The sequence below is a fragment of the Chryseobacterium glaciei genome, from assembly GCF_001648155.1.
GTDB lineage: Bacteria > Bacteroidota > Bacteroidia > Flavobacteriales > Weeksellaceae > Chryseobacterium > Chryseobacterium glaciei.
Window position 1 is genome coordinate 661,243 of record NZ_CP015199.1, and the last position, 26,030, is coordinate 687,272.

A 26,030-nucleotide genomic window follows, 5' to 3' on the forward strand; every position below is an offset into this window, starting at 1 on the left:
GATAACAATTTATACAATATGTATGTTCTTTTAATTATTTGTTACTTTTATTTGAACAAATTTAAAAAAATATCATGAAGTTGTAATTTCTTTAACGTTCCCTGTTCTCTTTAGAAAGCCCCAAGACTGCATTTCGCCTTTCAAAGCTCTTCTCAAACTTCTGAATAACACAATATACATCAGCCATCTGTACCCGAATCTTTGCGGAATAACATACAGTAAATTCACCAATTTCTCTCTCTGCATCATAAAAGCAATTATTGCCAATGACGCGTCTACCAAAAGAAACAGTAAATAATAACTGAATATTTTTTCTCCATTACCCGATAAAATTCCAAAAAACATAATGACATCGGCAAACGGCGAGAAAAACGGAATAATATATTGAAACAATAAAATATTCGGCATTGCCCAAAGTCCTAAACCTTTATATTTCGGGTTTAAAAATGTTTGTCTCTGTTTCCAGAACATCTGCATAATTCCGTAGGTCCAGCGAAAACGTTGTTTTAAAAACTGACTCACTGTTTCCGGAGCTTCCGTTATAGCAACTGCTCTGTTTTCATTCGCAACGGTGTAGCCTTCTCTTAAAATTTTCACTGTTATGTCGCAGTCTTCCGCCAAAGTATCTGACGAATATCCTCCAACTTCATGAATCACTTCTTTTTTAAACGCTCCGATCGCTCCAGGAATTACGGTAATTGCATTAATATTAGCGTACGCCAATCGATCAAAATTCTGACTGGTCGTGTATTCTATAGCCTGCCATTTTGTTAACCAGTTCACCTGATTTCCCACTTTCACATTTCCGGCTACCGCAGCAATTTTCTCTTCTGGGGCTGCATTTAAAAATCTTGCGATAAGATGTTTCACAGCGTCTTGTTCCAGTTTTGTATCCGCATCAATACAGACAACATATTCAGCATCGGTTTTAGAAATTCCAAAATTTAAAGCGGTTGCTTTTCCGCCATTAGACTTGCTGAATATTTTTAATTTTGGATGATTTAAAAACTCTGAATTTGCTTTTTCATACGTCATATCTTTACTTCCATCATCCACCATGATGATATCAAAATTGGGATAGGTTTGCTTTAATAAATTTTTTAATGATGAAACAATATTCACCTCTTCATTATAAGCAGGAACGATAATCGAAACTTTTGGATAAGAATCCAACACAGGGAAACTGCCTAGTTTTTTCTCTTTTTTTCGTTCTTTAATTGCCCAATATGCCATCAATAATAATCTGATCAATCCTAATCCTATGAAAATAGTGAAAAGTGCTACCAGAAAATGACTGATTCCATAAATCACAGTTGCCAACACTAAGTTAAGTTGCATTACGTAATATGATCTCGTTTTAGGAACTTCAGGCATCAATTCGTTTTTACTTTTATGTAAAATACTTGAAAGATTGGTAAAATGATATCCTTGTTTTTGAAGCATCGGAATCAAAATTTTAAGTGCTTTAATTGTTTCTTCTCTTGTATCTCCGCCTGCATCGTGAAGCAGAATGATATTTCCTCTCTCCTGTTTGATTCCTGCCAAGACACGTTGTACGATTTGATCTGCTTTTATTCCGGGTTGCCAATCTTCCGGATCTATACTTTCTCCGATATCCAAATAATTCTGTTGTCTTGCCAACGCCACAGGAATGATCTCCTCAGAAGTCGTCGGCTCTGAATCGGCATTATAAGGCGCTCTGAATAAAATTGTGCTGTGTCCTGTGATACATTCTATCAATAATCTTGTCAGTTTTAATTCCAACAAGGCTCTTTGAGGGCTTACTTTTGCAACGTTCTCGTGCGTAAAAGTGTGATTTCCGATCTCGTGACCTTCTCTGTAAATTCTTTTTACAAGCGGAAGATTTCTTTCTGCATTTAATCCTATTAAAAAGAAAGCTGCGGGAACATGGTATTTTGATAAAATATCTAAAACCTGTGGTGTATAAGTTTCATCGGGGCCGTCGTCAAAGGTCAGAACAAGCTCTTTCTGCGGTGCGCTTCCATATTTTTTAACCTCGTAAGAACTTGGATAAGTCACATAATTTTCATCGGTAATGATCTTTTCTTTGGGATCTACTTCCAATGAAATTTTGCCGTCATGTGGTGTATTTAAAACATCCAGAACTTCACCGTCACCGATATAATCGACCATGGTTTGTCCTTTCACATTTTCCAGTGTTTTAAAGTTAAACTTTTGCATTCCTGCTAAAGTCAGATCTTTATCATAGAAATTCCAAATTCTGCTATCTTCACTTCCCAATCTCCAGATTGCGGTTCCGGCCAGCGGATATTCAGAAGAAAAACGCATCGTATTGAAAATAGAAGTCGCATCGTTAAAAAATACGGTATGTACGTTTTTATTAGAGTCAGTATAAGAATAATTTAGGTTAAAAGTATCATCATTAAAATTGATATAAGACTTGCTGGCATGCGCCTTTGTGATCGCCTGCATGTAAGTAACGGAAGTGTTGTCGTCTTTGTTGGTACTCCAGTCATATCCATAAGCTCCAAGCCCTAAAATAACTTTATTAGGTGTTGTTTTCTTTAAAATTTTACCGGTTTGTGCTTCTATCCATTTTTGAGAAGAAATAGGTCCGGCATCACTGTCAGAAGAGTATTCATCATAAGCCATCAAGACGAAATAATCTACGTAAGGATTTAGCTTTTCGATGTTATAATCATCATTATCCGTCATCACATCCATTGCGACCAACAGATTATTCTGCTTGAACGTCAATGAAAGTTCCTGCATAAAATCAATAAGAAACTCATCAGAATCCAAATTCATATCTTCAAAGTCAATATTGATTCCTTTAAAGTGAAACTTAACGCATTGTTGCGCAAGTTTTTGAATAAGTTTAGTTCTAAGTTGTGGACTTTTCAGGACTTTTCCCAATCCTTCGGAGCGGAATTCACGATCAGAGTTATTACTTAAGATCGGCATGGCTGCAACACCTGTTCTTTTAATGATTTTGTAACCTTCTGGATCTACATTCGTTTTTAGATCTCCCGTTTTAGGATTTAGGAAAAACCATTCCGGAAAAACTAGATTGATGTGTTTAATATTTCGTTTCAAAGACATCAAAGACTGCGGATCCCACGCTACATAAAACGCAGAACGAATACCTCCGGGAAATTGTGACCAGCTTCTGTTTTGATTTTTGAGTCTTTCAACTCTTGCTTTTTCAATTTTTGAAAGACTGGTATGAATTGTTTTTTCTGAAATAAAACTTCTGAATCCTTTATATTCTTTCGATATTTTATTTTCCTGAAGATATGGCTTAGCCGCTGTAATAATAGATTTATAATCTTCTTTGAAGGGAATTTTAGGACTTTTATCCAATTTCATCATCATCCCTAACGCCAAAAACAGCAGTACGGCTACGAAGATGAAAATACGAGATCCCCACTGCACATTTCTCCAGCGTTTCTTATTATTGGTTTGAAAAATTTGGTTTGATTTTTCCACTTTCTTACATTTTCGGATTCAATGTCAAAAAGCGTGAAAAAGTATATAAAATTTAATTAAAATAAAATTAAAAATGAATTGGTTCTTACTCATTTATAAGTATTCCCACCAAATCCTGCAGAATTTTCTGTGATACAAAATTCATAAAATCCAGCCTTTCTAAGTGTGGCATGTATAATTTTGAACTATGTTCTTTATCATTAACCCTAATAGAATAGAAAACGGTTCCAATATCTTTTCCATCCTCTCCTTTTCCGGGACCTGCAACTCCGGTTGTGGATAGTGAAATATTGGTATCAAATAAATTCTGACAACCTTTTGCCATTTCCTGTGCAACCTGTTCGCTTACAACGGTAAACTCATCAACTGTTTCTTTTTTAACCTTTAAAATCTCAATTTTCTTTTCTGTTGCATAAGGAATAATTCCACCCAGAAAATATTTTGAACTTCCCGAGTTTGAAGTGATCATTTTTGCCAATTCTCCTCCGGTACAGCTTTCAGCCGTTGAAATAGTTAATTTTCTTTCAATTAAAAGTTCACCAAGAATTTTTTCAATTTTATCCTCAGTTGTGGCGATCACATTATCTCTAATTAAAGGAAGTAATTTTTGAATTTCTTCTTCTAATTGTTGCTGTAAATACAATTCATTTTCACCTGTGGCAGTCAATCTTAACTTTACTCTGGTTCCGATTGGAAGATAGGATAACGCCAAATTTTCAGGAAGAGCAAGTTCCCAATCTTCAACAATATCTGCCAAAATACTTTCAGGAATTCCAACGACGGAAATAATTCTTGTCGTGATATAATTAAGACTATATTTTTCCTTTAAATAAGGAACTATCTGATCTTTAATCAAAGGTTTTACTTCATAAGGAACGCCCGGAAGACTGAAACATAATTTCCCATCTTGCTCCATCATCATACAAGGTGCCGTTCCGAAATTGTTTTGAAAAACCGTAGATTTTGTAGGAACAAAGGCCTGTTCGCGGTTTCTTTCCAGAATTTCCAGTCGGCCACGTTTTTCCATATACGTTCTCAAATGCTCAAAAGTAACCTCATCCAATGCAATTTCATCATTGAAAAATTCGGCAAGCGCCTTTTTTGTTTTATCATCTCTGGTTGGGCCTAAACCACCTGTTGTAATGATCAAATCTCCAATTTTAAACGCCTCTTTTAAAGTGTTTTTAATGGTTTCAATTTCATCTGAAATAGTGAAAATTTGCGAGACTTGTACGCCTATATTTTTAAGTTCAGTAGCAATAAAATTAGAATTGGTATCAACGGTATTTCCCGAAAGTATCTCGTCTCCAATAGTAATAAGAACAGCTTTTTCCATATTATAATTCTTGAAAAAAATTCTGCTACAAATGACGGAAAATTCTGTGTAGTGAACAAAAGAAAACGATTTTTTATATCTTTGGTTTGAACTGTTTAAAACTATAATTAAAAATTATGTCTAAATATGATGATGCTTCATGGCATTATGGAGGAGATTTTCCTGAAGGGCTTCCTTCTAAAAACGGCGCCACACATACAGGAATGTTTCTGAACTGGTGCATTCACAACAACTTGCATTCCGAAGAAATGAAAGAAGATTTCAAAGATGAAATTGAAAGTTTAAAAAGAAGAGAGATTACCGGAGCAGAATTTCTCCTTGAAGTATGTGATGGAAAATTCACTGAACATGAGCTTAATGATCTTGGAAATAGTTTTGCAAAAGATTATTACGTGGATGAAACAGATTTTGCTGATAAATTCAGTTCTTTCGCCACAGATTATATCAATATTTTTGACAATAAAGCCGAGGAAAGTGATTATGAATATGAAACATTCTATCATATTGAAGATACCTATGAAAATTATGACTTGATGAAACTTGCCATTGATCATCGTTTTGAGGAATGGAAGGAGTATAAAAATTTGAATTAATTTTTTTGTCATTGCGAGGAGCGTAGCGACGAAGCAATCTCACTTAAACAGAGTTAAACTTAACTTTTCTTAAACTCTTAATATAACTTAATGGTTAAAAATTTGAAACATTAAGATTTATTTAAGTTGTTAAGATTATTAAGAGATTGCTTCGTCGCTACGCTCCTCGCAATGACTGTTAATCATGTTTTACCCAGATTAATTCATCTGTATTGTAACCTATTCTTTTAGCTTTTTCTAGAAAACGTTGTTTGATGCTTTCAGGAATTTCTTTAGTTCGGGATAGAATCCAGATATGTTTTAAACTGCTTCCGACAATCAATGCGTATTGATAATCATCGTCAATATCAATTACGTTATATCCGGCCCAAATGGGTTTAAAAAATGATACTTTTAATCGAGCTTCAGTTTTATCTTTTACAAATTTGGCTTCACCAATTGACTCTTTCCATTCTTTTTTGATGTAATTGTAGCCTTTATTATCTACTCGGATTGTTCCGTTTGGATTTTGAGAATAGGTTGCCGTCACGTTATCCATGTTTTTCTCGAACCTGTAATCGAAACGGGCAATTTCATACCACTTTCCTAAATATTTTTCTGCATTAAAATGGGTAACTGCTGTTGCGCCTTTAGGAATTCCTGTTGAACATGAATTAAGAATAATGAAACCCAAAATCCCCAACGAGACGGGAATGGCAATTTTCTGAAAATTTTTCATAATAATATACATTTCGTGGTTACTATGGAAGCTTCAAAAATAATGCCTGAAAAATTTCAATGTTAATTTATGAAATGGTATTAATTTTAACACAAAGTGCACAAAGTTTTTTTTAAACTACTAAATGCTTTTAAGATCGCAAAGGCGTTTCACTCAGCAAAGATCACAAAAATCTCGAATAATTATTCGTTAAGAAAAAACCTTCAAAAAGTTATCTTTAAAACTTCCGGAAACCTCAATTTCAGTACTATCAGAAAGCGTTGCTGTTCCGCTTTTATGGTAAGATTTTACAAAATTGGTATTGATAATATGGGAACGGTGAACTCTTACAAAAGGGTTTTCAAGCAAATCGTCAAAATGTTTTAAAAATCTGCAGACCATCTTTTTAGAACCATCCGTAAGATAAACCTGTGTGAAATTTCCATCTGCCTGAAGCCTGACAATATCTTCCGTTTTTACAACATCAAAGCCTTGCAGTGTTGGAAGTATCAATTGTTGTTTTTCGGGTTTCAATTTTAAATTTTTAAGGAGAATTTTATTACGGTTAAGTTCATCTTTATTTTCAATATTTTCTGCGACTTTATTTACCGCCACAATAAGCTCCTGAATATCAATTGGCTTTAAAATATAGTAACTAGCAGATTTATTCAGTGCCTGTAGAGAATATTGAGAAAATGCTGTAATGAAGATCGTTTCGTAGGAAAATTCTTTTGTAGCTTCCAACACATCAAAAGCATTTCCGAAAGGCATTTCTACATCAAGGAAAACAAGTTGGGGTTGTTTTTCAGCAATCAAAGGAACTCCTTCTTTTATATTTTCGGCTTCACCTAAAATTTCAACTTGCGGACAATATTTTGTGATGTAGTTTCTCAAAACTTCTCTTGCGATAAGCTCGTCGTCTACGATTATGGCTTTTATTTTCATATTTTTAGGGTTTAGGAAATAGGAATTAGCTAAATGTTAAATATTTACAATTGACTTTTTCACAATTTATAGCTCACTTCCACCAAAACTCCTGGTTCAGTTTTTTTATCTGTGATTTTACATTGAATATCACGATTGTACAAATCATTCAATAAAGTGATTCTTTCGAGCGTATTTTTCATTCCGCGACCTTCTCTGTTTTTTTGGTGCTCTGTCTTTTGCTTTTTGCTTTCTTCAATTCCAATTCCGTTATCTTCAATGATTATTTTTAGGTTTTGATCGTCCTTTTCAAAACTTAATTTTAAAAATCCTTTGGTCGTTCTGTAACGTAATCCGTGCCAGATCGCATTTTCTAAAAATGGTTGCACCAGCATTCCGGGAACTTGCAGACTGTGCATATTCAGATTTTCATCAAATTCAATTTCATAATCAAACTTGTCTGAAAAACGAGTTTTTTCCAATGCGAGGTAATTTTGAAGCAAATCCAATTCCTGCTGAAACGGAATAAAATCTTCCGTGGAATTTTCCATTACGCCACGCATTAATTTTGAAAATTTGGTTAAATATTGGTTGGCTTCCAGTTCATTATTCATCGCAATGAAATGGTTTACACTATTTAAACTATTAAAAATAAAGTGTGGATTCATCTCTCTACGAAGCGATTGCAATGCTATTTTCTTATTTTTAATCTGAACTTTTTTTAATGTTCTGAAAATAAAAACGATCAACACCGTCAACAAAACTAAAACTCCGATCAGGCTGTAATTAAAGACATTTTTCTTGCGAATTAATTCGTCTTTTAATTCTCTTTCCTTTTCTAATTGAGAAATTCTCTGTTCAGTGTCTTCCAGAACTTTATTATCTACCAAACTTCGATCTTTAGAAACCAGATCAGGCAATTTTCCAAGAAAATCTCTGTACAATTGAACGGAAGCATCCGTATTATTTGAAGTATTGTAAAGACTGTCAAGCCTTTTTACGCTTTTCTGAGCTTCCAAAGTATGGCCTTTTTCTAAGGCAATTTCGTAGGCTTTCTTTAATAATTTAATAGCTTCTTCCGCATCATCTTTTTTGATATAAATATCCGCTAATTCCTGAATTTGATTGACTTTCTCCTGAGAATTATCTTGAACGAAATCTTCTTTCAAGACTTTCTTTTTCGCTTCAATCGCTTTGTCGAAATTTTTGTTTTCAACATAAAATTTGGTCAGTTTCTGATTGATTTCTAACGCTTGCTGAGGTGCTCCTTTTTTAGAAACCTGATAGGCATTATTTAAGTTTTCCTCGGCTCTTGGAATATCTTTTTGCTGAATATTGACGTCCGCCATTTGGCTGTAACTCGCTGCAAGATCTTCTTTTTCATTCGCTTTTTGGCTAAGATCAATATTATTCTGAATAGCTTCTGCTTTCATGTCCTGCGAAGGAGCAGAAAGTCTTGCTGCATCATTAGAATTAACCGCTTTACTTTTTGATGAATAATTAACTTCCGCAGCACGGCTATAATTACTGATCGCAGGAGTAATTTTATTTTGTTTTTCCTGTGACTGAGCCAATTTTCGGGTTACTTTTTCGATATTAGGTTTATCGTTGAGTTGTTCGTAGATATTTTTAGATTTAACAAAATACTCTTCACCTTTCCCAAAATTTCCATTATTGAAAAATGATTCCCCGATATTGTAGTAAGAATCCGCTTGTGCAGAGATGTCTTTATTATCAACTGCTTTCTTAAGCTTTTTACTTTCGGTCACAACTTCCTGCGCAACATTTGTAGTTTGAGAATAGATTTTATTCCCAAAGCAGATCAAAAAAAGAAGTACAAAAAGTTGAAGCATTTTCATAAAACAAAGATATACATATATATAGTTTGCTCAAAAACTATTCACCAAGTGAAATTGGCCACTCACCAAGTTTTCATCATTAAAAATCTGATATAAAGTCATTTAGTAAAATAAAATTGAAACTGAGTTAACATTAACAGAATCTGCTTTCCTTACATTTGTAATACACCCAATTATCATGAAAAAAATTTTTATTTTCTCCTTTTTAATTATTTTGTTTCTCCAAAGTTGTTCATTTCTTGAACAAAATAAATTTATTGAAACGAAAGTGATTTCAAGCGACCTCAACGAGCAAATTATCTATAAATTTTACCACTTGGGAATCAACAAATATAAGGTTGATTTTTATTCGGTTCATCAATCAGATTCTACTAAATTGTTCGAGCATTTCAGTAATGATGCATTGTTTAGTTCAAATATTTATAAAATTTCTCAGAGTAAAAATGAGATCGTTATAAGTACACAACTATTTTCTAAAGAAAAGAAGTTGATTACACGAAATGGGAAATCTATTATTCTGACAAACAGATAAAAGCTGTCTTTTCATTGAACAGGAACGCTCACCAAGTGAAACGTTCTGTTCACCACTTGCTCCGTTTTTTCAAATGATTCCGTGATTAAGTTTGTGCATAATTTAAACTTAATCATTATGAAAAACATTTTATGTTTTGCTTCGGCTCTATTATTTCAATTTACATTTTCGCAGGTTTCAGGGAATATTAATTATCAAAATCAAGTTCGTTATGTTGATAATAATATTGCAGTTGCTATCCCTTCAAATAATGAAATCTTCATTAATATTAAAGGACTTGCCAATGTAAAAGCAGAAAAGTATGTTGCTATTTTCAGTCTTACGCAGGTGGGAGAAACTGCAGAAGAAGTGAATGAATTAATGGATAAGCGCCTTAACACAGCACTTTCCCAAATAAAAACAAATAAAACAATAGAAACTTATATTGATATGGTTTCGTTTGTTCCTGTTTATAATTACACTGTTGAAAAAAAGATTTTCAGCAGAAAAACATACAATGAAGTTCCGGGTGGATTTGAATTAAAGAAAAATCTTCATATTCAATTTACAAATCCTTCGCAGCTCAACGATATCATTACCATTCTTTCTAAAAATGAAATTTATGATCTTGTAAGAGTAGATTATTTTGCAAGCAGTCTGGAAACCGTGAAAAAGGAATTGATGAACAAAGCAAGAATCACTCTTCAGGAGAAGGTTAAAAACTATGAAACGATGCTTGGAGAAACTTTTGCTAACACAACCAAAAGCATCAACGACGGTTTCAAAACTTCACTTCCCACGGAAATGTATAAATCCTACGAAGCTTATAACAGCTCTACTCTAGCGCTTTCAAGGATTGCTAATGTTAATCAGGCTGCTAAAACGGCAACACTCTATTATCAGCCGATTCTTGACAAGGAATTTGATTTCGTCATCAATCCTACAATCTTAGAACCTGTAATTCAGGTGATGTATGAAATTAAAATGGTTATTTCAAAAGAGAAAAAAAACCAGAAGGAAAACAAATCATATATTTTGATTACTCCAACCGGAGAAATGAAAGATTTAAACATCAATAATCCTCAATAAATCTTCCACCAAGTGAAAACCTAATTTCACCAAGTCTTCCGATTTCAAGCTTTAAATGTGCCTAATTTTACTCTAGAAGTTTAAAATTTAAAACAAGAAATTATGAAATTAGGACATTTTTTAATGATCGGATTACTAACATTTGGAAGTCTGATCAATGCACAGGAAATCAAGAAAAACGCAATCGAAGTAACAGGAGTTGCTGAAATGGAAGTAGAACCGGATGAGATCATCTTTAACATCGGCATCAAAGCTGACAATAAAAATCAGCTCGCCGACAACGAAAAGCTTTTATTTGAAACACTGAAAAACGATGGAGTGAAAAATGAAGACATCAAATTCAAATCGATGTATCAAAATCTTTACCCTAAAACAACGAAGTTTACAAAGAGTTTTCAGTTTAAAGTAAATGCAAAAACCAATGTGAGTAAGCTTTTTGAAGATTTAAACCAAAAATGGGTAAGCAATCTGAATATCGCAGAAATCAAGAATACAAAAATTGCAGATTTCAGAAAAACGGTTAAAATAAATGCGTTGAAAGCTGCCAGAGAAAAAGCAGATTATCTCTTAGAAAGCATCGGTAAAAAGACCGGAACTCCGCTTGAGATCGTTGAAGTTGAAGACTATATGAGCGATTCTGTTCTTCCCGTTGCGTACAAAAGCAGAATGGCCAATGTACAAATGGAAGCTGCCGATGCCGGAGCAGATTATTCTTTCGATAACATTGAAAATATCAAGCTGAAATACAGCATCAAAACCAAATATGAGATTCTTTAATTAACAGATTTAAGAGACAGTCCGAAAGGGCTGTCTTTCTTTTTTTTAGTCAATTCCAAACTTCACCAAGCGAAAATGCCATTTCACCAAGTCTTCAAATTTTCAGCTTTTAATTGAGATAATTTTACTGTAGGAATTTAAAATAATACACTATGAAACGTTATTTAATACTACTCATTTTTTCAATTTCACTTTTTAAAGCTCAAGAAATTAAAAAGGAAATTGATGTAAAACAGGCAACGATATTTTTGCAAGGCGCAAAAGTTTTCGGAAGCACCAATGTCAGTTTACAGAAAGGAAGAAATATGGTAAAAATTATCAACCTTCCCAATGATCTTGATGAAAATACCTATAAAATAAACCTTGAAAAAAATACAACTCTTCTTTCTATCACTCCACAAAGTAATTTTTTGAAAAATGATGAATTATCTGAGGGCGAGAAAAAGCTGGAAACGGAAAGAAAAAAACTGCAGAGACAGGTTAGTCTTTTAAATATTCAGATTTCAAACTTATCGGGTGAACAGAATATTATTAAGGATAATTTAAAGATTTCAGATAGTAATAAAGTTACACCTCAGGAACAGCTTATCAAGCTCACTGAATTTTATAGAAAAAGAATGCTTGAAATTGATAATCAGGTATTTCTTCTGAACGAACAAAAATCTGTTTTAGATGAAAGTATTGCAAAGATCAACAAAGAGTTTACAGAAGAACAAACTCATAAAAACACCAATAAAAAAGAACTTTTGCTTGAAATTTTAGCGGATAACGATACGAATTTGGATTTAGGTATAAGTTATATCGTTTCCAATGCAGGCTGGATTCCGTCTTATGATTTGAGAGCCGAGTCTACAAAAAAACCGCTGGAAATGGTTTATAAAGGAAAAATCTACCAGAAAACCGGACAAGACTGGAATAATGTAAAGCTTTTTGTTTCGACCTACAGACCTTCATATAATCAAAACAGACCTATTTTATCTCCGCTTTATGTTGCTGAATATAAGGCATACAATCCGCAAACGGAAGTTGCTGATTATAAAATGAAAAAGGTATCTGCGGAAGTCAATTCATATCAAATGAGAGATGATGTTGCAAAACCAAGTCAGATTCCTGTGGCAACTGTTTCTGATAATCAAATGAATGTAATGTATGAATTGAAATACAGCCAGACCATTGTAAGTCAAGAAAAAGAACAATACGTGATTCTCGACAAAAAACAAATTGATGCGACTTATAAATATCACGTGGTTCCTAAGTTGAATAATCAGGTTTTCCTGATGGCTTTTATTAAAAACTGGCAAAACCTCAACCTTATTTCTGGTGAAGCAAATATCTATTTTGAAGACAATTACATCGGAAAAACCAATATTACAAGCAATTATGTGAAAGATGAATTCCCAATTTCTCTTGGCGTAGATGAAAGAATTAATGTAAAAAGGATAAAATTCGAAGATAAAACCGCTCAAAAGAATTTCAACACCAACAAATGGGAAACAGAATCTTACCAAATAAGCATCCGAAACAACACCAAAGAAAATATTGAACTGGAAATCCTTGATCAGCTTCCTATCAGCGAAAATTCTAAAATTTTAGTGAAAACTTTAGAGATCGGCGACGGAAATCTTGATGAAAAAACCGGAAGTATTCTTTGGAACAGAAAAATCGGAAGTGGAAGTTCAGATAAAATCAATTTCTCTTATGAAGTGAAATATCCGAAAGACATGCAAATTCAATATTACAGCAGATAACCCCATAAAATATTAATTATGACAACTTTAAAAATCTTAACATTAGCGATAGGAACAGCAGCTTTTTTAAGCGCTCAAAACCCTTCACAAGTTGGCTGTATCAAAAGAAATCCTACAGTTACAGCACAAAGAAATTTCATTCAGAATGAAGATCCGAAATCTTCAATCATCAGCAAAGACAATAAAATTCAGGTTGCATTGTTATTGGATACTTCAAACAGCATGGACGGATTGATCGATCAGGCAAAATCCAGGCTTTGGAATATTGTAAATACGTTAACAACTTTAAAATACAGCGGACAGGCTCCACAGATAGAAATTGCCCTTTACGAGTACGGAAATGATGGATTGAAAGATGAAAATTACATCAGACAGGTCACTCCTTTAACGCAGGATCTCGACTTAGTTTCAGAAAAATTATTTGCTTTGAGAACCAATGGTGGAAGCGAATATTGTGGGGCCGTAATTCGCGATGCATCCATGAATCTGAATTGGGACAAAAATGATAAAAGCATGAAGTTGATCTATATTGCAGGAAATGAACCTTTTGATCAAGGAAGAATCAATTATAAAGAAGTAATTTCTACCGCCAAAACAAAGAAAATCTATACAAACACCATCTTTTGTGGAAATAGAGATGAAGGAATTCAATCGTTCTGGCAAAACGGAGCTTCTTTAGGTGACGGAAAATATTTCAATATCGACAGCGATAGAAAAGTGATCTACATTGAAACGCCTTATGATGTAAGAATTTCAGAATGCAACGCAAAACTGAACGATACTTACATTTATTATGGAAGCAAAGGTTCGGAATATAAGACCAAACAGATTGCTCAGGATAAAAATGCTGAGGTTCAGTCCGCTGCCAATGCTGTTGAGAGAACGGTTGCCAAATCTAAAAAGAATGCTTACAATAATGAACATTGGGATTTGGTAGACCGTGCCGAAAAAGACGCCAATTTTATTACAACTGTAAAAGAAGATGAGCTTCCTGTCGAATTAAAGGGAAAAAGCAAAGAAGAAGTTAAAAAAGCAGTTGCCGTAAAATCTGCTGCCCGCGATAAAATTCAAAAGGAAATTGAAGAATTATCTAAAAAACGTCAGGATTTCATTGATACTGAAATGAAAAAACGTGGAAGTGCAGATTCTGATGACCTTGGAAAAGCTATTGAGAAATCTATTCTTGAATTGGCCAAAAGAAATGGATATAGTTCGTAATTGATTGTTAGAAAAGCTGCCTGAATTGGGCAGCTTTTTTGAAGTTTCGGGCTTCGCCGAAGCCGAAGCCCGAAACCTTTATCTTCCAAACTTAAAATATCTGGACAAAAGATGTTTTTTATTTTTCATAAACTGAGAGGTCATTTCCATTCCGGTGACAGAAAAAGTGATTCCGTTTCCGCCGAAGCCAAGAACAAAATATGAGTTTTTAAATTTTGGATGTTCACCAATATATGGAAGTCCATCTTTCGTTTCTCCGAAAGTTCCGGCCCAAACAAAATCGGTGTAAAAATGATAATCGGGTTTTATTTTCTTTAAAACTTTTAAAATTTCCTTTTCCTTTTTGTCGAGTAAAGCATCACGTTTTTCAGGATTTTGGAAGTCTTCATCCCCGCCACCAATCAGCATTCTGCCGTCATCCGTTGTTCGCATGTAAATGTAAGGTTCATCGGTATTCCAGACCAATGTGTCGGTTATATTTTTGAATTTATCATGATCAATTTCAGAAACAACTGCGAAGGTACTTTTTAAATCAACAAAGTCTTCTTTAATTAAATCTTTGCTTTCGTAACCAATACAATAGATGATTTTTTTCGCTTTTATCTGAGGACCGTTTGTTGTGGAAACCAAATTATATCCTTTCAAATATTTAACCGATTTCATCTCCGTTTTATCGAAAATTTTTAATCCTTTTCTTACATTTAAATCAAATAATTCATGGGCAAATTTAAAAGCATCGATACTTGCACCCTGCTTTGAAACAATTCCTCCAAAAGTATTTTCAAAACCGAATTTATCTAAGATTTCTTTTGATTCAAGCCATTTCACATCAAATCCTGCTTCTTTTCGGGCTTCAAATTCCTTTTTTAACCAAGAAACATCTTTCTTTTTTGATGCAAAGTATAAAGATTTTTTTCGCTTAAAACCTGCTTTGGATTTAATCTTTTTAGTTAGTTTTTCAAGATTATCAATTGAATCTGAACAGGCTTTATAACTCGCAATTGCGCCCTTCTCTCCTATCTTTTCAATTAATTCATAAAGAGGAACGTCTATTTCGTATTGCAGCATTGAAGTTGTTGCTGAGGTACTTCCGTTGCAGATCTCCCGCTTATCAATAAGAATTGTTTTGTAGCCGTCTTCCACCATTTGATGGGCAATTAAACTTCCTGTAATTCCGCCTCCGATGATTAAAACATCACATTCTTCATCTGATTTCAATGATGGATATGAGGTCATCAATCCATTCTTTAAAAGCCAAAATGGTTCGTTAGATTTTAAATCCATATTAATATTTTAAATGAATTATAGCAATAATTATGACTTTTTTAACTATTCCTGAATATTTGTGGTTTAATTATTGTTATTTAACATAATCTCAAACCACACTAAAATATATACTATGATAACGATTATTCCAGAAGCTCCGGAAAATGTTGCGGCTTTTAGTGCCACCGGCGAAGTGACAAAAGAAAATTTTGAAAATCTTGTAATTCCACACGTAAAAAAGAAAGTTGAAGAGTTTGACGAGCTTAATTATCTCCTCTATCTCGATACAAATCTTGGTAATTTCACCGCAGGAGCATGGTTGCAGGATATGTTGTTAGGTTTAAAAAATCTCACAAAATGGAACCGAGCAGCTATTGTAACGGATAATGAAAGCGTACAGAATTTCACCGATATTTTCAGCGTTCTAATGCCTGGCGAATTCAAATCTTTCCCGAAAGAAAATCTATACAACGCTTTATACTGGTGTAAAAACGGAAATGAAGTCGAGGTTTAATTTTAAATCTTTCATTTAATCATCAACACTCATTAAAAAATTAAATAATATGAAACCCAATTTAGGTATCACAGACAAAAACCTGAAAGCTATTCATGGTATTTTAAATAACGTTCTCGCAGATGGAAACATTCTTTACATCAAATTGAGAAAATTCCACTGGAATTTATCCGGTGATAATTTTATGGAACTTCATTTACTTTTTGAAGCACAATATACTGCTGTTGCCCAAAGTATCGATGATGTTGCAGAAAGAATCAGCACGTTGGGAGGAACTGCAATTGGAACAACTTCCGAATTTGCAAGTCAATCTCAATTAAAGGAAAATCCAGGGAAAGTCCCTACCAATCAGGAAATGCTGAAAGAATTGGTAAGTGATCACGAATCAATTGTAAGAGCTCTGAGAAAATTTGTAGACGATACAGACGAAAAATATAAAGACGCCGGAACTTCAGACTTTTTAACCGAACTGATGCAAGAGCATGAAAAAATGGCTTGGAAACTGAGAAAATATTTCAAAGATTAAATCTAAAATAAAAAAGAGAAGCAAATTGCTTCTCTTTTTTGTTATTTATCACATGGAACGCATTCCACATTGAGTTTTTCAGATTTTGATGATCGATACAGATACATGTATCGGATGCTGATGATCAATCCGATCAATGTCATTCCAACTCCGACCAATGAAGGATAATTGAATGATAGTCCATGCTCCAAAGGAATTCCGCCAAAGAAAGCGCCCATCGCATTTGCTATATTGAAAGCTGCCTGCATAAAAGCGGCTGCCATCATTTCACTTTTTGGTGCTGCTTTCATCATCATGATGTTAATTGGTGCAGCCACAGACATTGATAAAGCTCCACAAATAAATGTTAAACCTAAAGCTAAACTTTGATATTCAGAAAGGAAAAATACACCCGCTAACGAGATCATCATTAAGAAAAGTAATAATGAACAGGTTTTTTCGGGACCGAGTTTATCTGATAAAAATCCGCCTGCTAAGTTCCCGACAACCATTCCGGCTCCGGCAAGAATCATTACGTAAGCCATCTGACTACTTTGAATTCCTGCAACAACAGTCATTAAAGGTGTAATATAACTAAACCAAGTGAAAAGTCCTCCGAAACCAATTGCTGTGATCATTAATACCAACCAAGCCTGTTTTCCTTTTAAGAATTTCAGTTCTTCTAAGAAATGGGTGTCTTCATTTTTATCCATCGCAGGAAGCCAAAGTTTTAACGAAACCAAAGCTATCAAACCGATGACAGCGACAATCGCAAAGTACCATCTCCAATGAAAAGTATGGCCAATATAAGTTACCAACGGAACCATCGCGAGATTGGCTACTGTAAGTCCTGTAAACATTAATGATATATAAAATGCCTCTTTTCCTTTTCCGGCAAGTCTTGAAGCTACGACAGTTCCCACTCCGAAAAATGCTCCGTGAGGAAGGCCAGACAAGAATCTAATAATCAACATCGATGTGTAATCAGGCGCAATAGCCGATAAAGCATTAAATATTGTAAAGATGACCATCAATGCCATCAATACTTTTTTAGGTGGAAATTTTACGGAATATCCAATTAATATTGGCGCTCCAACCACAACACCTAGTGCATAAGCAGAAATCAAATGTCCTGTTTCCGGAATTGTGATTTGTAACGTTTTTGCAATATCAGGCAGCAACCCCATCACCGTAAACTCTGTAGTTCCGATCCCCAATCCACCTATTGCGAGTGGAATTATCCTTTTATCAATCATCCCGATATTATTTATATATTTTAAAGATGCAAAATTCGCAAGAAATAATCTTTTATACTTTAACTGAAATGATATAAATTTGCTCTGTATTAACCTTTTTAGCTAATTTAAAAATCATAATCAATCAAAACAGAACCTAATGAAAATCCAGAAAGAGATCATTGAATTTGAAGACGGAAAATCTTTTAAGCTGTTTTCACCCTCCCTGAAAAATTGTTTTTTCTGGCATTATCACCCTGAAATCGAGCTTGTTTATGTAGAAGCATCAAACGGAATCCGTCATGTTGGGAAAAATATTTCTGATTTTAGGGAAAGTGAATTGCTTTTAATTGGTTCTAATGTTCCTCACCTTAATTTTGATTATAAAATACAGACAGAATGCAAACAGCTGGTTTTGCAAATGCGCGAAAATTTCCTGCAAGACCTCATTTTTCCTGTTCCTGAATTTGAAAATATCAAACATCTTTTAGACCGTTCTTATCTCGGATTATCTTTTTACGGTGAAGCTAAAAAAATTGTTGTCGAAAAACTTCATCGCATGAAAGATGAAAATTCTTTCGAATCTTTAATTGGTTTAATTGAAATTTTAAACATTCTCGCAAATTCAGATGAAGTAAAGGAACTCAACAATGAAGACACCCGAATAAAATGGTTTTTAAACGATAAAATCAGAATGGGAACTATTTACGATTACATTAATGAAAATTACGATAAGAAAACCAATGTAAACGAAATTGCTCAAATTGTAAGTTTGAGTACTCCTGCTTTTTGTCGATATTTTAAAAAACAAACCAATATGACTTTCACTGATTTTGTGAATAACTACAGAATTAATCAGGCTAAATTATTGTTACTGCAAAATTCCTGCATTACGGAGATTTGTTTTCAGGTGGGGTTTGAAAGTCTTTCTTATTTTAATAAATTATTTAAACAGCATGTAGGAGAAACTCCCTCGGAGTTTAAAAAGAAGCATTTGAATAAGGTTGAGGGGATGATTTAAGTGTTTTTTTTAACGCAGAGGTCGCAATTTTTTTTTAATGTTTGAGAATATTTTTCGTTCTCAAGGGCGTTTCACTCAGCAAAGAACGTTTAAATTGTCATTCTGACGAAGGAAGAATCTTTATGTGATAATTTTAGATTCTTCATTCCATTTCGTTTCGTTCTGAATGACAAACTGTATGTTTAATTCTTTGATGAGATTGCTTCGTCGCTTCGCTCCTCGCAATGACAATAAAAAAAATCGCTCCGAAAACGAAGCGATTTGTATTTTTAGTGAATATGTTTTTCTGCGTGGTAAGAACTTCTTACAAGTGGCGAACTTTCAACATGTCTGAAACCTAAACTTCTTGCAAAATCTCCGTATTCATCAAATTCTTCCGGCATAATGAATTGTTTAACAGGCAAATGTTTTTTAGTCGGCTGTAAATATTGACCTAAAGTGATAATATCTACATTTGCATTTCTGATGTCTTCAATCGTTTGGAAGACCTCATCTTTAGTTTCTCCTAAACCAAGCATCATACCCGTTTTCGTTCTTCTTTGTCCAGCTTCTTTCAGATATCTTAAAACCTCAAGGCTTCTTTCATATTTAGCCTGAATTCTTACTTCTCTTGTCAAACGTTTTACGGTTTCCATGTTGTGAGAGATCACTTCCGGAGCTACATCAACCAATCTGTCAATGTGTTTTGTTAACCCTTGAAAATCAGGAATCAGAGTTTCCATAGTGGTTCCTGGAGAAATTCTTCTTACTGCATTTACGGTTTCACCCCAAAGGATTGAGCCCATATCTTTCAAATCATCACGGTCTACAGAAGTTAAAACGGCATGTTTGATCTTCATTAATTTAATCGAACGCGCTACTTTTTCAGGTTCATCCCAGTTTACATCCATTGGTTTTCCGGTTTTTACTCCGCAAAATCCACAACTTCTTGTGCAGATATTTCCTAAGATCATGAAAGTTGCTGTTCCTTCTCCCCAACATTCACCCATATTTGGGCAGCTTCCACTCTGGCAAATCGTATTTAATTTATATTTATCAACCAAAGTTCTCAATTCTCTGTAATTCTTTCCCGTAGGCAGTTTTACACGAATCCATTTTGGTTTTTGAACAGTAGTATCTTGAACTAAATTTTCCATTTATTTCTCAAATTGAAGGTTCAAAGTTAAGGATTTTTTTATCGAAACAATCAAAGACTGGCATTGATAGAACAGATAATTTCGTAAATTTAAAGCTTAATATTTCCTATGAAGACAACATTTTGCTTTCTATCTATTATTTTCAGTACATTTTGCTTTGCTCAAAAAGAATTTCAACCGGAAGATTCAGAAGTCATTCAATCTGTTGACGGTGATTTGGATGGCGATAAATCCCCTGAAAAAGTGATTGTTTACAATACAAAAGATACAACTGATATGGGAAATATCCGCGAACTTCAGATTTTGAAAAAAATTAATGGAAAATGGACGATCCTAGAAAAATCAAGAAACGCAATTCTTGAAAGCAGAGGTGGCGGAATGATGGGAGATCCTTACCAAGATATGGAAATACAAAAGGGGATTTTGATGATCACTCAAGCAGGAGGAAGCAGCTGGAAATGGGGTTATACGGATAAATACAGATTTCAGAACGGTCAGTTTGAATTGATTGGGTATGATTCTACCTACGGAAAACCCGAAGAATATTTTTCGAATGTAGAATTTAATCTTTCAACCGGACAGCTCAATTTCGAAAAAGAAGTTGAAAATACTGCCGAGTATGGAAAATCTAAAAAGGAAACTTTTATTAAAAAAGGATTGAAAATTAATCTTCAAAATAGAAATCAGGACAAACAAAGAGAAATTTTGCTTCCTCAGACTAAGGAGAAAGTTTATTTATAATCTTTTATTCTTCTGAAAAACCTTGTCAAGGCTCTTTTAATTATCATCAAACTCATTATTTTTCAATAATTCAGCAAGAACTTTTTTAGCGCGCATGACACGTACTTTCGTGTTAGCAACAGAAATCCCCAATTCTTCTGCGATTTCTTTGATACTTTTTTCCTCGAAAAATCTTAGCTTGATAATATCCTGATAATTAGCATCCAAAGATTCAATGGTTTTGATGATCTTTTTTTGCTCTTCATTGGAAATCATTAGCTCTTCGGGAGATTTTGCGTATTGATTTTTTACCTCGTCCAGATTTTCGGTTGGATCTTGGTTTTCTCTTGATTTTTTTCTCCAGAAATCGATGATTGTGTTTTGAGCGATCGTTAAAATCCAGGTTTTAAACTGAAAATGTGGATCAAACAGGTCTAGTTTCGACAGTACTTTTGAGAAAACATTTACTGTAATTTCGTCTGCATCATTTTCATCCCCTACTTTCTTCATCACAAAAGAGAAAACATCCACCCAAAAAACATTAATGAGTTTGGTTTGAGCTTTCTGATCTTTTTCCTTGGCTTTGTTGATGAGCAGGAATAATTGTTCGTCGTTCATTACTAACAAATATAATTTATTTTAGGTAAAAAGGCAAATATCTTAATTTGATTTAATTTTAAACGGAAAGATCCCAAAAGCTTCGACTCCCCTCAGCCTGACATCGCTACAAATTGGATGTTTAGTATTAGAAATGTCAGGCTGAGCGGAGTCGAAGACCCATTACATTTTATAGAATTTTTTCATTCATCAAAAGGACAGTACTATTTATTCAAACCTAACAGGTTTTGAAAACCTGTTAGGTTTAGATTTGCCAACATAGTCAAGGACAAACCTTGTAGCGAACGTGATAAATTCATAAGAACGACCACAACCCTAGCCCAGATTGCAGTGAAAATCCTTTTTTGAAAAAAAAAGATTGTAACGGAAAGCTGGAAATAGCTCCTAAAAATTATAAATTTTAAATGATGAGTTATGAATGACGAACGGTTATCTACTTAACTTCGAATTTATTATCTTTGCACATTAAATTTTAAAGAAAAAAATCAATGAATTCCTTTATAGAAGAACTAAAATGGCGTGGTCTTTTTGCCGATATGATGCCCGGAACCGATGAACAACTGAATAAAGAGGTAACTACTGCATATATTGGTTTTGATCCAACTGCTGATTCTTTGCATATTGGAAGTCTTATTCAGATTAAAATTTTAGCACACTTTCAACAGCATGGTCATAAGCCGATTGCTTTGGTAGGCGGTGCTACAGGTATGATTGGAGATCCATCAGGAAAATCTGCAGAGAGAAATCTTTTGGACGAAGCAACCCTTTTACATTATGTTGATTGTTTGAAAAACCAACTTTCAAGATTTTTGAATTTTGAAGGAAACGAGCCTAACCAAGCTGAATTGGTGAACAATTATGATTGGATGAAAAATATTTCATTTCTTGATTTTGCTAAAAATGTTGGAAAAAACATCACGGTAAATTACATGATGGCAAAAGATTCTGTAAAGAAAAGACTTTCCGGAGACGCTGGTGTTGACGGAATGAGTTTTACAGAATTTACATATCAATTGATTCAGGGATACGATTTCCTTCATTTATACCAGAACAATAATGTAAAACTTCAAATGGGAGGTTCTGACCAGTGGGGAAATATCACTACAGGAACAGAATTGATCCGTAGAAAAGCCCAAGGTGAAGCGTTTGCATTAACAGTTCCTTTAATCACTAAAGCTGATGGTTCTAAATTCGGAAAGTCTGAAAGCGGTGAAAATTACTGGTTAGACAAGAAGAAAACGTCTCCTTATAAATTCTACCAATTCTGGTTGAATGCAACGGATAGTGATGCTGAAAGATTCATTAAATTTTATACTTTCTTAAGCAAAGAAGAAATTGATACTTTGATTGAAGATCACAAAACTGCTCCACACGAGAGAAAACTTCAAAAGAGATTGGCTGAAGAAGTTACAGTTTGGGTTCACGGAAGAGAAGAATATGAAAAAGCTTTGAAAGCTTCTGAAATTCTTTTCGGACGTTCTACCGCTGAAGATTTGATAAGTCTAGATGAGGAAACTTTTTTGGAAGTTTTTGACGGAGTTCCACAAAAAGAAGTCGCAAAAGCGGATGTTTTAGGAATCAATATTGTTGATTTACTTTCTGAAAAATCAGGTTTTTTGAAATCTAAAAGTGAGGCTACGAGAGAGATTAAAGGAAATTCAATTTCTATCAACAAAGAAAAAGTAAATGATACTTTTACAGCCAATGAAAGTGATCTTATTGACGGTAAGTTTTTATTACTTCAAAAGGGTAAAAAGAGTTATTTTATCGTAAAAACGGTATAAGTTTATTTACTATATAATTAAAAAAGCAGGAATCATAACTCTTTGATTCCTGCTTTTTTATGTTTAAATATGTTTTATTCTGTGATGTATCATATTTTATATTTAGCTTATAAAATCTTTCTTCGTGATAAGTTTATAAAACATAATCGAAAATAAAAAAACCACCCAAAAAAGGTGGTTTTAATATAATTATTTAATTATTTTCTCTTATAACTCTAAGAAACTGTGCGCGATAGTAGCACTTTTTGTTCCCTGCCCTACTACAGTATCAGTTTCTGCAATTTCTCCATCAATCCAAATGCTTATGATAAGCTTAGAATTAGTATTTAAAAGTTCTGCATTCGCTCCTAAGTTCAATTGAGATTGGCTAGAGTTTACAAAAAACTCTCCGCTAGACCAAACTAATCCTGTAGGATTAAAAGTATTCTGCTGATTTGTTCCTACCTGAGTAACTACAGTCTTGAAATAGCTGATAGGCGGAGGTGCAGTAGTACCACCATGAACTATTTTTGCTTCAAACTGAACAATATGATCAGTAAACTCCTCGTCATCGTCGTCATCTTTACATGAATTAACTACAGAAATTGTGGAAAATAATACGATGAATAAAAAAGAAAGTCTAAGTAAACTTTTAAGGTTGTAAAATTGCTTCATTTCTCCAAATAGATTTTTTAATGTTTCAAATATAGGTTTTTTATCAATATAAAAATAACTTTTATGAAAATTTTCTAACAAAGATTTCTAAATAATATCAAATCAATAAAAATACAACATACAGTTCTTTTATTCTGTTTATTAATATTCAAATACAATTCAAAACACTCATTCTCAAATAATAAAACGCTTATTTTACAACTAAATTTTTAAACAAAATATTGAAAATATAGGATTTCGTAATATAATTTATTATTTATCTTTGTTGTATGAATTTAGATTACATCGTAAGAGAACCTGAGAATATTTCATCAAATACTCCTATTCTTTTTATGCTTCACGGTTATGGAAGCAACGAACAAGACCTTTTCAGTTTCAGAGAAACACTTCCCGCAGACTGGATCCTCGTAAGTTTCAGAGCGCCGAGAGAAACTCAGTTTGAAGGATATTCTTGGTTTGATATAGATTTTAATAATCCTGAAAATTTCATAGATACAGACCAAGCAAAGGAATCTTTGAATGCTGTATTAGAAAACATTCTTAAAATTGTAAATAAGTATGGATTAACAGAAAGTAAAACTCACCTTTGTGGCTTTAGCCAAGGTGGTATTCTTTGCTATTCTTTAGCTTTAAAATATCCTGAAATGTTCAATTATGTAGCTTGTTTAAGCAGTTTTCCTGAGGAAAAACTTCTGGATAATATCGTAAAAGACAAAAAGAAATTAGAACACCTTCGATTTTTTGTTTCGCATGGAAGCGATGATGCTGTAATTCCTCTAGAATGGGGAAGAAAAGCAGCAGATCTATTGTATGATCTGAGTTGTTACTTTACTTTCAGGGAATATATGAGCGGACATGGCGTGAATCAAAAAAACTATATGGATTTGATGGAGTTTTTTTCTAAGTAAATCAATTTTACGAAAAACAAACCGTTTACAAATATTCATTATAAAATATTCAAACATTCTCAAAATTGGGAATGTTTTTTAGTTCCTATCCGGATAATTTTACTAAATTCAGTAAATGAAAAGACTGTATTTTATTATGATTTTATTCCTAAGCATTTTTGGAAATGCCCAGAATAGTTTTGAAATAAAAGATGCTAAAAAAACCGTTGTTCCTTTTAAATTTATTAATAATTTAATCTTTATTCCGGTTACAATAAATGGTGTTGAACTTACTTTTTTACTCGATACAGGTGTTGCTGAAACTTTACTTTTCAGTTTAGAAAATAAAGAAATGAAACTTACCAATATCGAGAAAATAAAATTTTCCGGTTTGGGCGGAGATCTGAGTATTGACGGTTTAAAATCGGAAAAAAACCTCGGTGTAATTGGGGGAAACTGCATTAATAAATCGATGACCCTTTTCATCATCGTTAATCAGGAGTTCAACATTTCTTCTCATGTTGGAATTCCTGTAAATGGAGTTATTGGCTATCATTTATTTAAAGATAATCCGATTTCAATAGATTATACATCAAAGAAAATAACGATTTATAATGATAAAAATCTGTTTCAAAAAAAGGTTAGAAAATCAGAAGAACTTCCCATCACCATTGAAAAAAGTAAACCTTATATCTACGCAGATATAGAAATGACCAACGAAAAGAAAAGTTCAAAATTATTAATCGACCTCGGAAACAGTGATCCTATTTGGCTTTTTCCGGCTCTTATCAAAGATTTTGTGTATAACAGGCCTAATATTGAGGATTTTTTGGGAAGAGGATTTAACGGAGATATTTTTGGGAAAAGAAGCAGAATTCATAACTTCTATCTTGGAGATTTTAAGTTTGAAAAACCGCTCACGGCAATGCCAGATGAATATTCTATTCAGCATGTACATTTGGTTGATGATAGAAAAGGTTCTGTTGGAGGTGAGATCATGCGTCGTTTTACGGTTGGTTTTGATTATCCCAATCAGAAATTATATTTAAGAAAGAACAGAAATTTTGACGATCCCTTTCATTTTAACATGAGCGGACTTGATTTTAAGCAGGACGGACTTCAATGGCAGGAAGATCTTGTAAAAATTGAAACGACTAAAACAAAAAGTTCCGCCAGTGAATTCGTTGCAGGAGGTGATAAATTTCAATATAAATTTGCTTTAAAACCCATATTTTCAATTTCCGGAGTAAGAAAAGACTCTCCTGCTGAGAAAGCTGGCTTTAAAAAAGACGATCAAGTATTGACCATTAATGGAAATAAAACCTCAGAAATGACCTTAGAAAAGATTATGGAATTAATGAAATCCTACGAAGGCAGAACCATTAATATTGTCGTACAGAGAAAAACAGCTAAGTTAACGTTGAGTTTTGAGCTTGAAGATCCTATCCCCTATCAAGAATAAAAAAA

The 26,030-nt window shown here is 33.5% G+C and carries 23 protein-coding genes; 13 read left to right on the forward strand and 10 right to left on the reverse strand.

Annotation, left to right across the window (positions count from 1 at the left end):
- Window positions 1-72: 72 nt before the first annotated feature.
- Complete coding sequence (locus A0O34_RS02915) at window positions 73-3,471, reverse strand: trifunctional glycoside hydrolase family 18/polysaccharide deacetylase/glycosyltransferase family 2 protein (RefSeq protein WP_066750954.1); 3,399 nt, start codon at window positions 3,469-3,471, stop codon at window positions 73-75.
- Between the two features lie 85 nt (window positions 3,472-3,556).
- Window positions 3,557-4,807, reverse strand: a complete 1,251-nt coding sequence (locus tag A0O34_RS02920) for a CinA family nicotinamide mononucleotide deamidase-related protein (protein ID WP_066750955.1) — start codon at window positions 4,805-4,807, stop codon at window positions 3,557-3,559.
- Between the two features lie 116 nt (window positions 4,808-4,923).
- On the opposite strand from A0O34_RS02920, the gene A0O34_RS02925 reads away from it, so the two are divergent.
- Entirely contained in the window at window positions 4,924-5,400 is a 477-nt protein-coding gene (locus A0O34_RS02925) for a DUF7832 domain-containing protein (protein ID WP_066750956.1), read from the forward strand.
- Window positions 5,401-5,578: 178 nt separating this feature from the next.
- Here A0O34_RS02925 and A0O34_RS02930 read toward each other — a convergent pair whose 3' ends face one another.
- The 3 genes from A0O34_RS02930 to A0O34_RS02940 all read right to left on the reverse strand — a co-directional run bounded on the left by A0O34_RS02930 (window position 5,579) and on the right by A0O34_RS02940 (window position 8,874).
- The gene (locus tag A0O34_RS02930) at window positions 5,579-6,118 is read right to left on the reverse strand and encodes a lipocalin family protein (RefSeq protein ID WP_066759454.1); all 540 of its coding nucleotides are present in this window, start codon (window positions 6,116-6,118) and stop codon (window positions 5,579-5,581) included.
- Window positions 6,119-6,307: 189 nt separating this feature from the next.
- On the reverse strand, window positions 6,308-7,042 hold the full coding sequence (locus A0O34_RS02935) for a LytR/AlgR family response regulator transcription factor (RefSeq protein WP_066750957.1): 735 nt from the start codon (window positions 7,040-7,042) through the stop codon (window positions 6,308-6,310).
- A gap of 59 nt (window positions 7,043-7,101) precedes the next feature.
- Window positions 7,102-8,874, reverse strand: coding sequence for a tetratricopeptide repeat-containing sensor histidine kinase (locus A0O34_RS02940; RefSeq protein ID WP_228394345.1), 1,773 nt, complete (start codon window positions 8,872-8,874; stop codon window positions 7,102-7,104).
- A gap of 184 nt (window positions 8,875-9,058) precedes the next feature.
- Here A0O34_RS02940 and A0O34_RS02945 point away from each other — a divergent pair, with 184 nt between their 5' ends.
- From A0O34_RS02945 to A0O34_RS02965, 5 genes are all read left to right on the forward strand, one after another.
- The gene (locus tag A0O34_RS02945; protein WP_066750959.1) at window positions 9,059-9,412 is read left to right on the forward strand and encodes a hypothetical protein; all 354 of its coding nucleotides are present in this window, start codon (window positions 9,059-9,061) and stop codon (window positions 9,410-9,412) included.
- A gap of 117 nt (window positions 9,413-9,529) precedes the next feature.
- The gene (locus A0O34_RS02950) at window positions 9,530-10,480 is read left to right on the forward strand and encodes an SIMPL domain-containing protein (RefSeq protein WP_066750960.1); all 951 of its coding nucleotides are present in this window, start codon (window positions 9,530-9,532) and stop codon (window positions 10,478-10,480) included.
- Between the two features lie 102 nt (window positions 10,481-10,582).
- Window positions 10,583-11,257, forward strand: coding sequence for an SIMPL domain-containing protein (locus A0O34_RS02955; protein ID WP_066750961.1), 675 nt, complete (start codon window positions 10,583-10,585; stop codon window positions 11,255-11,257).
- A gap of 152 nt (window positions 11,258-11,409) precedes the next feature.
- Window positions 11,410-13,005, forward strand: a complete 1,596-nt coding sequence (locus A0O34_RS02960) for a DUF4139 domain-containing protein (RefSeq protein WP_066750962.1) — start codon at window positions 11,410-11,412, stop codon at window positions 13,003-13,005.
- Window positions 13,006-13,023: 18 nt separating this feature from the next.
- On the forward strand, window positions 13,024-14,223 hold the full coding sequence (locus A0O34_RS02965) for a VWA domain-containing protein (RefSeq protein ID WP_066750963.1): 1,200 nt from the start codon (window positions 13,024-13,026) through the stop codon (window positions 14,221-14,223).
- 78 nt (window positions 14,224-14,301) lie between these two features.
- Here the strand turns inward: A0O34_RS02965 and A0O34_RS02970 are convergent, their stop codons facing one another.
- The gene (locus A0O34_RS02970) at window positions 14,302-15,507 is read right to left on the reverse strand and encodes an NAD(P)/FAD-dependent oxidoreductase (RefSeq protein WP_066750964.1); all 1,206 of its coding nucleotides are present in this window, start codon (window positions 15,505-15,507) and stop codon (window positions 14,302-14,304) included.
- Between the two features lie 115 nt (window positions 15,508-15,622).
- Here A0O34_RS02970 and A0O34_RS02975 point away from each other — a divergent pair, with 115 nt between their 5' ends.
- Both A0O34_RS02975 and A0O34_RS02980 read left to right on the forward strand, forming a co-directional pair.
- Window positions 15,623-16,003 carry a SpoIIAA family protein gene (locus A0O34_RS02975; protein WP_066750965.1) on the forward strand — a complete coding sequence of 127 codons (381 nt, stop codon included), beginning with the start codon at window positions 15,623-15,625 and terminating at the stop codon, window positions 16,001-16,003.
- A 49-nt stretch (window positions 16,004-16,052) separates the two neighbouring features.
- On the forward strand, window positions 16,053-16,529 hold the full coding sequence (locus tag A0O34_RS02980) for a Dps family protein (protein ID WP_066750966.1): 477 nt from the start codon (window positions 16,053-16,055) through the stop codon (window positions 16,527-16,529).
- A gap of 41 nt (window positions 16,530-16,570) precedes the next feature.
- Here the strand turns inward: A0O34_RS02980 and A0O34_RS02985 are convergent, their stop codons facing one another.
- Window positions 16,571-17,764, reverse strand: coding sequence for an MFS transporter (locus tag A0O34_RS02985; protein WP_228394346.1), 1,194 nt, complete (start codon window positions 17,762-17,764; stop codon window positions 16,571-16,573).
- A 139-nt stretch (window positions 17,765-17,903) separates the two neighbouring features.
- Here A0O34_RS02985 and A0O34_RS02990 point away from each other — a divergent pair, with 139 nt between their 5' ends.
- Entirely contained in the window at window positions 17,904-18,764 is an 861-nt protein-coding gene (locus A0O34_RS02990) for an AraC family transcriptional regulator (RefSeq protein ID WP_066750967.1), read from the forward strand.
- 269 nt (window positions 18,765-19,033) lie between these two features.
- Here A0O34_RS02990 and lipA read toward each other — a convergent pair whose 3' ends face one another.
- Window positions 19,034-19,900 carry a lipoyl synthase gene (gene lipA, locus A0O34_RS02995; protein ID WP_066750968.1) on the reverse strand — a complete coding sequence of 289 codons (867 nt, stop codon included), beginning with the start codon at window positions 19,898-19,900 and terminating at the stop codon, window positions 19,034-19,036.
- A gap of 108 nt (window positions 19,901-20,008) precedes the next feature.
- On the opposite strand from lipA, the gene A0O34_RS03000 reads away from it, so the two are divergent.
- Entirely contained in the window at window positions 20,009-20,641 is a 633-nt protein-coding gene (locus tag A0O34_RS03000; protein ID WP_066750969.1) for a hypothetical protein, read from the forward strand.
- Between the two features lie 36 nt (window positions 20,642-20,677).
- On the opposite strand, the gene A0O34_RS03005 is transcribed toward A0O34_RS03000, so the two are convergent.
- Window positions 20,678-21,238: an RNA polymerase sigma factor gene (locus tag A0O34_RS03005; RefSeq protein WP_066750970.1), complete on the reverse strand. Its 561-nt coding sequence runs from the start codon at window positions 21,236-21,238 to the stop codon at window positions 20,678-20,680.
- A 488-nt stretch (window positions 21,239-21,726) separates the two neighbouring features.
- Between A0O34_RS03005 and tyrS the strand changes: the two genes are divergently transcribed.
- Window positions 21,727-23,022 carry a tyrosine--tRNA ligase gene (tyrS, locus tag A0O34_RS03010; protein ID WP_066750971.1) on the forward strand — a complete coding sequence of 432 codons (1,296 nt, stop codon included), beginning with the start codon at window positions 21,727-21,729 and terminating at the stop codon, window positions 23,020-23,022.
- A gap of 207 nt (window positions 23,023-23,229) precedes the next feature.
- On the opposite strand, the gene A0O34_RS03015 is transcribed toward tyrS, so the two are convergent.
- The gene (locus A0O34_RS03015; RefSeq protein ID WP_066759459.1) at window positions 23,230-23,676 is read right to left on the reverse strand and encodes a hypothetical protein; all 447 of its coding nucleotides are present in this window, start codon (window positions 23,674-23,676) and stop codon (window positions 23,230-23,232) included.
- A gap of 269 nt (window positions 23,677-23,945) precedes the next feature.
- Between A0O34_RS03015 and A0O34_RS03020 the strand changes: the two genes are divergently transcribed.
- Together A0O34_RS03020 and A0O34_RS03025 are read left to right on the forward strand one after the other, a co-directional pair.
- Window positions 23,946-24,584: an alpha/beta hydrolase gene (locus tag A0O34_RS03020; protein WP_066750972.1), complete on the forward strand. Its 639-nt coding sequence runs from the start codon at window positions 23,946-23,948 to the stop codon at window positions 24,582-24,584.
- A gap of 115 nt (window positions 24,585-24,699) precedes the next feature.
- Complete coding sequence (locus A0O34_RS03025) at window positions 24,700-26,025, forward strand: PDZ domain-containing protein (protein WP_066750973.1); 1,326 nt, start codon at window positions 24,700-24,702, stop codon at window positions 26,023-26,025.
- Window positions 26,026-26,030 lie beyond the last annotated feature (5 nt).